Genomic DNA, 12,608 nt, shown 5'->3' on the forward strand with positions numbered 1-12,608 from the left:
TCCACAGCTTGAAACAATCGGGCTACACTGACTTTCGCTTTCTGCAGGCGAGACTCACAATATTGAAACCCGCCTGGGTGCGGGTTTCGTTTTTGTAGAGGCGATTTCGCATCGCCGAATTGTCCGATCGCCCAATTTAAAATTATTTAAAATTTCAAATCGCGCGATTACTTCAAAATAGTTTTAGAAGCAATCCGAGTTTTCTTGCGATCGGCTTCACTCAATTGTTCACCAGATTGCAAGCGAGTAGCAGAGGTTTGCAGCACAGTGGCGGCACTTTTATCGCCCATTTGCAAAGCAGTTTTAGCAGCAGTTTGCAGCATTGTCGCCGCGCCGGCGCGATCGCCCTGTTGCAATCTAGTTTCTGCGAGTTGAGTTTGGCGGTATTTAGCCAAAGCTAAAATGTGCTGCTGCACAGTCGGGTTAAGTGCCGGCTGATAAACTTTCAAGACATTAGCAGAAACTGCAACGGGATCGGAAAGCAAACTTTGACCGACAGTCGGATCGTCGTAGCGAATTTGCAATTGCCCGATCGCCTGTGTACCTTCGGGCAACTGTCCAATATAAATATTAGCCAAAACTACTCGCTCTATATCCTTCATTAAATCTCCTAGGCGCACCATAAAGCGATCGCCCTCTTGCTGTACTGGCAATTCGATCGTATCCGGGGCAACTTGGGCGATCGGTTTGAGTTCGGCTAACCGTACTTTTGGCATCAGTGAAAATAGCAAATAAGCATTAGTCAAACCTACACCTTGAATGCGAGTAAATAGTTTGCTAAACTCGTCAACCGCATCTTCGGGACGCTGAATGTGAGCCAGAGCACCGCCGCCAGCGTCAGCAATCTTTTCCAAAATATCCTGGTTCCAGTTATCGCCAAATCCCAGAGAATTTAAAGTCATGTTGTAGTCGGCAGCCAATTTAGCCAACTTCAAACAGCGGCTGTCGTCGCCGTGTTCGTTTTCGCCGTCAGTCAGCAGAAACGCCTGAGATATAGCTTCTTTTTTGCCTTTGCCCAACTCTTCAATACCTAACTTAATGCCCTCATCAATTGCTGTGCCGCCGGCCGAGCGCAATTGCTCAATTTGCCGTTTAATGCTGCTGGGATCTCCCACAATTTGATTGGGAACGAGGACTTTGGCTTTGTGGTCGAAAGCCACCGCGCAAAAGCGATCCCCGGGCTTCAACCTGTCGAGCAACCGTCCGGCGGCTTGTTTGACGGTTTCCAAGGGGCGTCCGCCCATCGAACCGCTGTGGTCGAGAATCAGGCACAGGTTTAAGGGTACGCTGGAGTCGATCGAGCTTGCCGTCGCAGACACCGAAATCGCTAGCTGGCGCTGCGTTGAGGGCGCAGCAGCGTCAAGGTTAGGGTCGTTTAAAACCGGGAGCAAACTAACTTTCATGCGGGATACCTAAAGATTGCGTTAGTATTTCTTTAAGAATAGCTCCATCAGTTCAGGCAACATTTCGGTTATATGAACACACCAATTAAAGCTGTGCAATCGCCATACTACGGGGAAGGGAACTCTCGGACGCCACCTCCCGATTTGCCATCCCTGTTGCTGAAGGAGCGGATCGTTTATCTGGGGATGCCTCTGGTGCCTGCGGTAACAGAACTGATTATCGCTGAACTGTTGTTCTTGCAGTACGAAGACCCGGATAAGCCGATCAAAATCTACATCAACTCGACCGGCACTTCTGGTTACAGTGGCGAACCCGTCGGCTTTGAAACAGAAGCCTTCGCTATCTGCGATACGATCAGGTACATTAAGCCGCCTGTGCACACTATTTGCCTCGGTTCGGCAATGGGGATGTCTGCGATGCTTTTAGCGGCTGGTACAAAAGGCTTTCGGGCGAGTTTGCCGCACGCCTCGATTGTGTTGCACCAACCCAAGGCTTACACGCGGGGTCAAGCAAGCGACATTCAAATTCGGGCTAAGGAAGTGCTGGCAAATAAAGCGACGATGCTTGAGATTTTTGCAAGCTGTACTGGCCAACCGATCGAAAAGATTACTAAAGATATGGATCGGTTGCTGTACATGACGCCCCAGGAAGCTAAAGAATACGGTTTGATCGATCGCGTTCTTGAAAGTTCGGAAGAATTGCCGAAACCGCTGCCTGCAGGAGTCATCTAATTCGGTTATTGCTTATTAGTTATTAGTTATTAGTTATTGGTTATGGTTTAGTGGTCATTATAGCCAAAAACTAAAAAACCTGAAATAACAAGTAACAAATAACTAATAAACCACAACCAATAGCCCGCTCACCAATTACCAACTAAACGGAGTTCCGAATTATGCCTATAGGTGTGCCAAAAGTTCCCTACAAAATGCCGGGTGGTTATGATACTCAGTGGATTAATATCTACGATCGCCTCTACCGGGAACGGATTATTTTCTTGGGCAGGGACGTTGACGATGAAATTGCTAATCAAATCATCGCTGTGATGCTCTATCTCGATTCGGAAGATTCAGGTAAGGATATTATTTTGTACATCAATTCCCCAGGTGGGATGGTGTCGGCAGGCATGGCTATTTTTGATACCATGCAGCACATTAAATCGGACGTGGTGACGATTTGTGTGGGCTTGGCTGCTTCGATGGGTTCTTTCCTGTTAGCTGCCGGTGCGAAGGGGAAACGGTTAGCTTTGCCTCACTCGCGAATCATGATTCACCAGCCTTCTGGGGGGACGCGGGGACAAGCAACGGATATTCAGATTGAGGCGAAAGAGATTCTGCGGTTGCGCCACGAACTCAATAATATCTATGCTAAGAATACTGGCAAGCCGATCGAGAAAATCGAGAAGGACATGGATCGCGACTATTTCATGTCCGCTGAGGAAGCCAAGGAATACGGCTTGATTGACAGAGTGATCGAAGAGCGTCCGTAATTTGTTTGTTCGCTTCAGTAGTGCGGGCAACCCTCGCACTACAATCTAGTTCGCAGTAAATTGTGGCAGAATCTTTACATTTAAGGATTCTGCCATATTTAATGGTATTATCAACGCTCATTCATGCTAGATGGATATTGCAGATTATTACCGACAGTTAGGACTCAGGTCTGGTGCGAGTTTATCGCAAGTTAAGGCCTCTTATCGGCAGTTAGCCAGACAGTATCACCCCGATGTGAATCCGGGAAACGAACAGGCTAAGAATAAGTTTATTGCTATTACTGAGGCTTATAAGTTCTTGGTTAATGTTGCCCCCCACCATGTTGCGGGGTCGAAAGTTGCCAATTCAACTGTGCCGCCTACTTCGACACCGCCGGATCGGGGGGTTAAAGCTCAACCGCAGGCAGTTAAAGTGACTCGAAAAGAGGCCGGGGTTCAATCTAATGCGGATCTGTCGGCGGTGGAACAAAAGTTAAAGCAAGATGCTTATTTTGAGCTGCAGCAGTTGCTGAAATATCAGAGGTTCCCGCGGGCGATCGCCTTGATTGAGGGTTTGGCGCAGCGGGTTCCCGAAGATTTGGAGGTGCGTCAGTGGCAGGCGATCGCCTATCAGCGCTGGGGACGGCATTTGATCGGAGAAAAGCAGGTTGATAAGGCGAGAATTTATTTGAAAAAGGCTGTGAAAACTGACCCTCACAATCGGGCTTTGTGGGCGGAAGTTGAGCGGGATTTTCGCCGGCTGGAAGAGATTTATTGAAGCGATGTTGCGTCCCCCTTTTTCAGGGGGTCTGCGTCGTGAATTTTTAATTTTTCTAATTTTTCTAAAATAACTTGGGTATTTTCAGGTCGATTTTCTGGTAGCGGTTCGATCAATTCGTCGATCGAGTCTAGGAGTAACGGGTCAATATCTACAGCCTGGTTCCTCCAATTAATTTTACCAGTTTTTTCATTAACGGGAAAGTGACTTGGCTGTATGCCTGTTAATAAATGTACAAAAGTACGCCCTAGGGCAAAAAAGTCCGATCGCACGCCTGCTTTACCTAGAATTTGTTCCGGTGCGGCGTATCCGGCAGAACCTATGGGTGCGGTATCTATATCTGCTTCTGTGGCGGCGCCGAAGTCAATTAATCTCAATTTCCCATTGGCTTCAACCATCAGGTTGGATGGCTTAATATCCCGATGTACTACACGATATTTGTGGATTTCCTGCAAAATATGAAGCATTTGTTGCAGCCAATCTAGAGCGAGCTGTTGAGAAACGTACTGTTTTTTAGTTAATAATTCTGTCAAGTTTTCGCCGCTAAATTTTTCCATCACCAAACAAGACAATTTCTGGAAGTTATGGGGGAGTTTAATTGGGAAATAACCGTCAGGCTCGACTTGTGGAACTGTGCCATTTCCGGCCAGCCAAATCAAAACTCGCGCTTCTTGCTTGAACAACCGAACTAAATCGGGATTGTGGGTGTGTTTCAAGACTTTTAAAATTTTGACAGTTCCCCATTCGTTTTCCCCGGTTCCCAAATCTTCAACTTCAAAGATGTCTGTGGGGCGTGCGGGATTGGGCGATCGCACTGATTTAAGGATACGATAGCGATCGCCAATTAACAAATCTGTGCCACAAGCCTGACATTTTTGAGCAGCAGCAGGATTTTCGCGTTGTTCGCATTGAGGATTGATGCAATAAATCATCTGTCTTGATACGTCCAGGACTGACGGATTTAACGAATTGAATCAATTATTAGCATAAAACCCAGCAGTTCTGACCTTACTACTGGGTTTATATTTACCGCCCATTTGGGCACGCTATCACATTTAAGTCAAGGATTTAAGATTAATAGCATCGCGCTCTACCGATTGAGCTACCCCCCTGCGTTTGGTAGAGGGGGCTGGATATGAGCCAGCAACCTCGATGATGTGATTTTCCTGACATTCGTTTTAGCGATCGGCGGTGAATGCTGAGTTTAGAGTAATAGCTTGCTGTTGAATTTGTACGCAATGCTGCCTCTGCCAATTGGGCTACCCCCCTATTTTGGGTAGAAGGGACAGGAGTCGAACCTGCACTATCACATTTGTACGGTTTAAGTTGAAGTTTGAGTTTGAACTTGTACTCTGTTTATATCTTAAACCATAACTATCAAAAAAACCAGCACTTAGCGAAAAATAAACTGAAAAATTCGCTCTCCCACTCTCTGTTCCTCCACTTCAGAATTGTTAGCTTCTTCGCGGGCGAACATAACAGCTTGCTGCAAGATTTCCACCCTTTGCAGCAACTCATTTATCCGCCGCGCTGGTAAAGCACCCGAAAACTTGACAGTCCGCCAATAGCCGATCGTAATATCTTCGTAATAAACATCGACTTGAGCCGGATGGTGTTCGGTAGCTTCAGCTTTAACGTGATTGCGCGGAGTTTTAAAAGTCTTGAGAGTTTGCACCGGTTCTGTTGCCCAACAGTCTGCCGAAGCATCGAAGTTCCACGTCTCGGAAGCATCTAAGACTGGAAGTTTTTTGATAAATGCTTGCAAATCTGCTAACTGCTTTTCAATGAATAGCAAATAGCTGACGGGAACTTGGCTCAAAAGCACGTTTCCGTCTACAGTTACGTCAGCACGAGCCCGACAATTTGTCCAATCTTTGGTTGCGGTTACGTCGAAGAGTTTGGTCAAAACTTCAGTCGTTTTGCGGATAATCTCTTCTGCTTTGACTTCAACTTTTTTGGACTCTGGCGGCAGTTGTTCGCCTTCTTCGTCTTTGGGGCGGTAAGTACGGGAGATTCCAGAAAGCACAGCGGGCTTCTGGAGTGCTTTTTGAGCTTCTGCGAGTTCTTGGACGGATCGGCTTTTGATGCCTTTTTCGATCGCAATAATCTGATTTAAGCGTGCCATTGTTCGATTTTATTGACGCTGAACTCATATCAAGCCGGGTTGATACTGATCATCAAATTGTTTGTCCTGTGGCTTTTGGAGCTTTGATAACTCTCCCTCCTCAGTACAAACCTCACGATCGTTCTTTAACCAAACTTGCTCATTATTATGTAATATGACACACTTCACAATAAATTACAAGCTTTCTTTTCTAGGCGCGGTGCCAAGAGATCCCGCCACTACCGTGCCCAGCAATTTATCCCTCAAAAACTCGGCAAAATCTCTAGCGTCGCTGCGGATCAAGTGAACGCCGTCATTGGTACGCCATTCTCGCTCTTTCGGGGGTGGCAGCCACTCAAAACGATCGGATGGAAACAGCTTTTTAGCCAATTCTTGGACTTGTTTTCTCCTGATTGCAGCGTTAACTCGTGACTCTTGCGGTATGTCAAATAAAACTACTTTCGCCCCGCTATTTTTTTTGATTTCTGCGATTTGACTTTTAATAAACTCAGCTTCTTTTTTTATAGCTTCTGCATCTTTTTCAGACAAAGGTTGACTTTGAATATCAACTATCGTTTGGATAGTTTTTTGCGATAAGTCGGGAGTAAGATATCGACCTTCTAATCTGTCTAGAGCCTCTCGCGTCACTTTGTGATTCGGCTTCGATCGACTTTTGAAAAAATCCACAAAAATGCTAATCGGACGGTATTCCTCTCTCATCATCGGTAGATACTGGCGTAACCAATAAAAAAGAGGATGATACAAAGAATCCATTAATTCTGTATCTATTTTGCGAACAATTGTATCGTTAATTTCTACCAAAACAATAGGAGGCTTGCTTTTACTTCTTTTAACTATTTCTAAACCTGTTTGGCTCGCTCCTCCCCCCAAAGCTATGCTCTTTACGCCCTCTCCAATGTCTTTAATATTAAGGTTGGCAGCTAGAGAACTACCTACCATTACCATTTTTAGATCGGAATTATTCTGATATACATACCTTTGAGTTTTAACAATATTATTTTGAAGCAGGCTAACTCCGTCGGAAGCAGGCAAAACTCCGCCGGTGACGAGCACTTGATAAAAGCTCATTATAAACAGAAAAATTAGTATCGGCCGTAAAATCGGTCGCAACTGGAATTTGACAAACATAGAACACCTTCTAGAATTGGAAATAAATAAATTGTTTCGAGCTGCCACTGTTGAGGAATATCATTGCTAGCATAATTCCTAAAGCTAAATCTTGATAAAGGCTCCAGACTTTTTGACCGTTTTTATTTGAATCCTGTTTCATCCGATTTTGCCAAGTGGGAAAATGGGGAATGTGATAAATCACTACTGGTAGCGAAAAAATTAGCGTCGGAATAATGTGACTCCAACCGGGCTTGACTTTATAGTTGCGAACTAAAGTAACTGCGAAGTCAACCGCTTCTTCAAATCGAGGCAGTTTGAAAAGCAGCCATCCCACGGAAACAAAAGAGAAAATTCCTAAAACGCTAAGGCTGTCCAATAATAATTGCTGCCAGATGGGTTTGGTTTTTACTTGATTTGATTCTTGTAATTTGTTTTTGGATTTGTCGAACCCAAAAAAGCGTTCTACTGCTAAACCTAATCCGTGATAAATTCCCCAAACTGCATAACTCCAAGCAGCCCCATGCCATAATCCTCCTAAAGTCATTACTATCATTAAGTTAACATAAGTTCTGATTTTTCCTTTGCGGTTTCCGCCGAGGGGAAAGTATAGGTAATCTCGGAGCCAAGTTGAGAGGGAAATGTGCCACCTTCTCCAGAATTCGGAGAGGGAACGCGAGATGTAGGGAAAGTCGAAATTGTCGGGAATTTTGTAACCCAAAGCACCCGCAAAACCGATCGCAATTAAGGAGTAACCGGCAAAATCGGCGAAAATTTGTATTGAGTAGCCAAACAGCAGTGTCAGGTTGGTAATAGTTCCAAATCCTCGGTAGTAGGGAAAGCTAATCCAGAAGGTATAGTCTTTTAAGTTGTCGGCGATGACCATTTTTAGGAAGTAGCCGACAACGAGCGAGCGAAAAATGAAATTCCAAGGAATATCTTTAAAATATTTAGGAGCAATCTGGGGATAAAATGTCTGAGATTTTAAAATCGGGCCTGACAGCAAATTGGGAAAAAAGCCAATAAAAAATGAAGTATTTAGCAGGTGTTGGCTAAAGTTGGGCGAGACGTAAGTGTTGGCTGCGGTTTCGCTTTTATTTTTTTGAGTCAGTACGTCTACGATTAAACTTATGCCTTCAAATGTGTAGAAAGAAATGCCGATAGGCAGAGGTAATTTTAAGAATAAATAAGCAATGCTGCCTTCGGAGCGAGCAATATTAAAAACCTCGGCAACAAAGTTAGTTAGCAAACCGGCGTATTTAAACAAGCTCAAAATTAATACATTGAGAACGACTCCCGATAAAGCCCAAAAAAATCGCTGTTTCTTGTCAGAATTTCGGGCAACTTGAAAGCTGACTGTAGCGTTGATAATAATGGAGAGTAGCAGGATCAGCAATAGTGCGGGGGCGCTCCAACTGTAAAAAATAAAGCTGGCAATGATCAGGATGGGAACCTGCACTTTTTGCAACGGAGGGAAATAATATATGGCGAAAACAATCGCAAAAAATACTAAAAATTCAATACTGTTAAATAACATAATTTATGATTTCGCTCTTTTACGTAGCCTGTGACCCACTATATCAAGCGCCTGGGACTAATGGCAAGAGTGACCCAGAACCCGATCGCGATCGCGCATCCTACCAAAGTGTAGCAAATATCACTGTTTGTTAGCGCTGCGACTACCTCTTGAGATAGATGCGGAAATCCCTCCCAGGGTGCGTTGTCATATCGGGAAACATTTCTTAACATATAGATAACAAAGGGAATCCGAGGAGACACCAAAAATCCTTAAGCCCTTGGGGTGCCCCGGTTAATCAGACTTTTCGCAAACAAGGGCTAAATCAATGAACAAGCAGCAAAACTCCGAAGTTTCAGCATTTTTGCCCATGCTCCAAAAAGGCATTTGGCTGTTTGGGATTCTCTCTTGGATATTCGGGCTGACAGATAGAACTATTGCACTATTATCTGACGGATATTTGTCGGCGATCGATATTGTCCAGCTATTTACAGCATCATTTTTCTTCATTAGCTGGCTGTTTTTAAGCCCGTTTTTGGGTCTTAACTCCCAGAGTCAGCCGAAGGAAGAAGCATCTCCCTAGTTTTTAAGTTGTAATGTTAGTTTCTCGATCGCTCTTTGTTTCTTCTGGGGCAAAGCGGGCCGGCCAAATGCGATCGCAAAAAAACAAAGTTCCCGCCGTCACGCACAGCGGAATCGCCAACAGATTCAACAGCGGAATGCTCACCAAACCCAAACAAACCAAACCAAAACTCCCGCTGGCCGGCAAACTAGCCCAAATGATCTCCAACTTCTCCTGAAAAGGTCGCCTCCGCCTCTCCAAAGGTGCATCTAAAAAGTCCAAACAGACAATAGTCGCGCCCAAAGCTACGCCACCCAAGCTGCTAAGAATAGAGCCGATGCCAGGGATAAAATGCAGCAGCAGCAGGGGTATGCCGAGGCTAAACAAAATTTGTAGTTTTCGCAGTTCAAAGGCGATCGCCCTTTGAATATCCCCAAAACTACTCGCCAAACTCATTGGTGCTTCTGCGGGCAATTGACCGTTCCGCAGGAGTTCCAATTGTTCGGAAAGTTTGCCGTACCAGGGCGAACCTAAAATCACGCCAAACTGCACTAACAAAAATCCAATTATCAGCAAAAGTCCTGACACTAGGATTACGCGCAGCAGCCAGCCAAAAGCGACTGTTAACCCGCCGAGAAAGCTCAGCCAAGTGGGAAAACTAGCAATTAGAGCATTAAATCGGACGGATAAATCGGCAACTAAAACGTCTATCCCTGCCAAACTGGGAAATAGCAAGCTTAAATAAAGAGCAATACCAATTATAAAATTTAGCACCACGGGAACTAATACATAAGTCCACAGCTTGGGAGTTTGCAAAATCAGCGTGAAAGCTCGCAAAGGATAGGTGAAACCTGCCAGGAGTCGAATTGGTGCGGTAATGGCGGCGTGGGCGGGGTTTGAATTTAGCTGTTTTGACATATTTTCTGCTTTTGAGGACTCGACTCTATTTTCTATTATCCACTTTCCATTATTATTGCTGATGAGGATTTATCGCAGGTAGCCCAACAGTGAAGCTTTTTATTTACCATACCCCGGAACTTACGCCAGCCGACAAAATGCCGGCTTGCGCGATCGCAGTTGATGTGCTGCGGGCGACTACGACAATGGCAACGGCCCTGAATAATGGGGCGGAAGCTGTCCAGGTTTTCAGCGACTTAGAGAAGCTAATGGCCGAGAGCGAAAACTGGCCTGCAGATAAGCGGATTCGCGCTGGAGAGCGCGGCGGCGGCAAAGTTGACGGATTTGACATGGGGAATTCTCCACTGGACTGCACGCCAGAAAAGGTGACTGGGAAGCGAATTTTTATCAGCACAACTAACGGTACTCGCGCTCTGGAACGAGTGCAAGCGGCTGCAACTGTGTTAACGGCGGCTTTGATTAACCGCAAATCTGTGGTGCAGTTTTTGTTAAATAAACAGCCGGAAACTATTTGGATTGTGGGTTCTGGTTGGGAAGGCAGTTATTCGTTGGAAGATACGGTTTGTGCTGGTGCGATCGCCCAAAGTCTCCTAGCAGAAAGCGGTATTCCTGCGAGCGATTTTGCTGGTAACGATGAAGTATTTGGGGCTATTGCTCTTTATTTGCACTGGCAAGATCGGTTACACGAATTGTTGGAAAGGGCCAGCCACGGTCAGCGCCTCCTCGGTTTAGGTGTTATTGAAGATTTAAAATATTGCGCGCAAACGGATACTTTAGATGTGCTGCCTGTGCAGCGAGAACCGGGAGTGTTGGTTAAGTCGGATTTTAAAATCCCTCAAGCTAATTTCTGGGTTCCATCATCCGAAAAAACGGCGAATTGAAATTTTCTGCAAATGCAGTATTAGTAAGGTGCGCCTAGGCGCACCCTACGAAAATTAGTAGGTAGTTAATGAACAATATTTTTTTAAAGCAAGTAGAATTAAACATACTTGGTAGGGACAAAACATTGTTTTGTTCCTAGTCTATTGCAGGCAATTGAGAATTGCTGTCTTCACCGCCGAAGCGCTGAATTAAACACTCGGCAATTCTGGCTGCTGCACCGGGTTCTCCCATGCGCCGCCAGCCATTTTCAGCGATTAGCTGCAACCTATCGGGGTCGCGGAGCAAAGACTGGACGGCGCCGGCAACTTCAGCGGGATGTTTGACTAAAATTAATGACGGGCCTAACAGGCGACTTTGAGCTTCTGCAAAAGCGAAAGTAAATTGCGGGCCGCTTCCGGGAATGGCGATCGCCGGTTTTCCTAAACCTACAAATTGTTCTGTAGCCGTTCCTGCCATTGCTATTGCTAAATCTGCTTCGTACAAACAATCGTTAAAACTTTGCTGAGTCAAAATCATCGTGGCGTTTCTCTGCACAAATGTCAGGGGCAATAGTAAATTAGGAGATTCTTGCTGAATTTCTTGAGCGCTAGAAACAGGAGGTCGCAAAATACTTCCTTCACGCCGCTGCGTTCTAATTTCGCCGTCTTGTCGCCAGCCGAAAAATTCTAAACTAGGTCGCAAAGCTTCTAAGTTTAACTCTGGAGAAATGGCTCCGAAAAATAACAATTTGCGATCAGCAAACAGCGACAAAATTCCGGCTACAGCCTCTACTATTAGCAGCCAATTAGCATAGGCTTCCGGCGCTCTAGAACCGGGGAGTAAGGTGATGATGAGCGATCGCTCAATTTCCCGAAACTCTGCATCAGGGCCGTAAAAACCGGCTGGGTTTTCCGGTTCGAGTCCGTCCATCATCGGATTTCCGAGATTGTAAGCGGGAATTCCCAGTTTTTGTAAAGTCTCGGCGGTCAGCGCGTCCCTGGCAAAAACGGCTCTACAGCGCGATCGAGTCATCAACCAGCGCTCCCAAGGCAAATAAACCGATCGCGACCAACTCCACCCACTAAAGACCCTGGATTTGCGACCCAGAGGCCCGTCCTCGTCCCGCAAATAATACTCGGACTTAGCAGTACCGACAAAGGCATAGGGCGCGCCGCTGAGCCAAGCAAACAGCAGCGGTACAATATCACCGCAGGCTAAAATAACGCCGTCTTGATTCCCAGACTGTTGTTGGGTCCGCACCCAAGCGCGGATGGCTTTAAACTGAGCGATGGTCAACTGAAGCAGGCCGCCTTTGACATCGCGCAAAAATTCCCTCCCGTCCATGTAAATAAAGCCGCCCGAAGGCATCCGCTGCACCGGGCCGATGATGCGGGCGTTTTCTAGTTGAGCGAAAGCTTGCCCTTCACCCACTAGCGGAAACACGGCTAATTCTGGCGGATGCGGGTGCTGTTGCAGTTCCTGCAAGATGCGAAGGGCGATCGCGTCTTCTCCGTGGCCGTTACTGAGGCAAAGTAATTTCAATCCCAACTCTCTCAAAAACTCTATTGTCAAAAAATAGCCTGCAAACCCTGGGACTTCAGTCTAGGGATGGAAAGCAACTTTCCACTTTAGTTTACCAGAAAATTGTTGTTTGAAATAGTACAAAACACGGTAAGAGCGAACCCTATCCGGCGCCTATCAAAATCTCTGCTGTACCCAAAAAAATCTGGCATTTAACAGCAGTTGATCGGACTCTGCGAGGGCAACTTCTGAAGCTGGAAAACAACTTGTTTAATCTTGGGAGTTACGGTTGCATGCACTGACAATTGCGCGATCGACAATTGCCAGATATCCGGCTAAATAACGCGGCGG

At 45.8% G+C, this 12,608-nt stretch carries 13 protein-coding genes; 6 read left to right on the top strand and 7 right to left on the bottom strand.

The window, feature by feature from the left end; genetic code table 11:
* Positions 1-167: 167 nt before the first annotated feature.
* Positions 168-1,403 carry a VWA domain-containing protein gene (locus QUA57_RS00065; RefSeq protein ID WP_333058789.1) on the bottom strand — a complete coding sequence of 412 codons (1,236 nt, stop codon included), beginning with the start codon at positions 1,401-1,403 and terminating at the stop codon, positions 168-170.
* A gap of 72 nt (positions 1,404-1,475) precedes the next feature.
* On the opposite strand from QUA57_RS00065, the gene QUA57_RS00070 reads away from it, so the two are divergent.
* The 3 genes from QUA57_RS00070 to QUA57_RS00080 all read left to right on the top strand — a co-directional run bounded on the left by QUA57_RS00070 (position 1,476) and on the right by QUA57_RS00080 (position 3,647).
* On the top strand, positions 1,476-2,135 hold the full coding sequence (locus QUA57_RS00070; protein ID WP_333038231.1) for an ATP-dependent Clp protease proteolytic subunit: 660 nt from the start codon (positions 1,476-1,478) through the stop codon (positions 2,133-2,135).
* Positions 2,136-2,296: 161 nt separating this feature from the next.
* A complete protein-coding gene (locus QUA57_RS00075) occupies positions 2,297-2,890 on the top strand; it encodes an ATP-dependent Clp protease proteolytic subunit (protein WP_190741966.1) in 594 nt (197 codons plus the stop codon).
* 130 nt (positions 2,891-3,020) lie between these two features.
* Positions 3,021-3,647, top strand: a complete 627-nt coding sequence (locus QUA57_RS00080) for a J domain-containing protein (protein ID WP_333058791.1) — start codon at positions 3,021-3,023, stop codon at positions 3,645-3,647.
* Here QUA57_RS00080 and QUA57_RS00085 read toward each other — a convergent pair.
* The 4 genes from QUA57_RS00085 to QUA57_RS00100 form a co-directional block, all read right to left on the bottom strand.
* Positions 3,641-4,579: a serine/threonine-protein kinase gene (locus QUA57_RS00085; RefSeq protein WP_333058792.1), complete on the bottom strand. Its 939-nt coding sequence runs from the start codon at positions 4,577-4,579 to the stop codon at positions 3,641-3,643. The two genes, QUA57_RS00080 and QUA57_RS00085, sit on opposite strands and share 7 nt — an antisense overlap.
* 461 nt (positions 4,580-5,040) lie before the next feature.
* Positions 5,041-5,772, bottom strand: a complete 732-nt coding sequence (locus QUA57_RS00090) for a DUF7873 family protein (protein ID WP_333058793.1) — start codon at positions 5,770-5,772, stop codon at positions 5,041-5,043.
* 174 nt (positions 5,773-5,946) lie between these two features.
* A complete protein-coding gene (locus QUA57_RS00095) occupies positions 5,947-6,840 on the bottom strand; it encodes a hypothetical protein (RefSeq protein ID WP_333058794.1) in 894 nt (297 codons plus the stop codon).
* Between the two features lie 70 nt (positions 6,841-6,910).
* Entirely contained in the window at positions 6,911-8,416 is a 1,506-nt protein-coding gene (locus QUA57_RS00100; RefSeq protein ID WP_333058796.1) for an MBOAT family O-acyltransferase, read from the bottom strand.
* 5 nt (positions 8,417-8,421) lie between these two features.
* Here QUA57_RS00100 and QUA57_RS00105 point away from each other — a divergent pair, with 5 nt between their 5' ends.
* Together QUA57_RS00105 and QUA57_RS00110 are read left to right on the top strand one after the other, a co-directional pair.
* Entirely contained in the window at positions 8,422-8,550 is a 129-nt protein-coding gene (locus QUA57_RS00105) for a hypothetical protein (RefSeq protein WP_333038217.1), read from the top strand.
* 173 nt (positions 8,551-8,723) lie between these two features.
* Positions 8,724-8,978: a hypothetical protein gene (locus tag QUA57_RS00110; protein WP_333058797.1), complete on the top strand. Its 255-nt coding sequence runs from the start codon at positions 8,724-8,726 to the stop codon at positions 8,976-8,978.
* Between the two features lie 3 nt (positions 8,979-8,981).
* On the opposite strand, the gene QUA57_RS00115 is transcribed toward QUA57_RS00110, so the two are convergent.
* Complete coding sequence (locus QUA57_RS00115; RefSeq protein WP_333038212.1) at positions 8,982-9,875, bottom strand: EI24 domain-containing protein; 894 nt, start codon at positions 9,873-9,875, stop codon at positions 8,982-8,984.
* 89 nt (positions 9,876-9,964) lie between these two features.
* On the opposite strand from QUA57_RS00115, the gene QUA57_RS00120 reads away from it, so the two are divergent.
* Positions 9,965-10,756: a 2-phosphosulfolactate phosphatase family protein gene (locus QUA57_RS00120; protein ID WP_333058798.1), complete on the top strand. Its 792-nt coding sequence runs from the start codon at positions 9,965-9,967 to the stop codon at positions 10,754-10,756.
* A gap of 136 nt (positions 10,757-10,892) precedes the next feature.
* Here QUA57_RS00120 and QUA57_RS00125 read toward each other — a convergent pair whose 3' ends face one another.
* Positions 10,893-12,308 (bottom strand): lipid-A-disaccharide synthase-related protein, encoded by a 1,416-nt coding sequence (locus tag QUA57_RS00125; protein ID WP_333250879.1) that lies wholly within the window; start codon positions 12,306-12,308, stop codon positions 10,893-10,895.
* Positions 12,309-12,608: the final 300 nt, after the last annotated feature.

Source organism: Microcoleus sp. Pol7_B2 (assembly GCF_036701035.1).
Taxonomy (GTDB): domain Bacteria; phylum Cyanobacteriota; class Cyanobacteriia; order Cyanobacteriales; family Microcoleaceae; genus Microcoleus.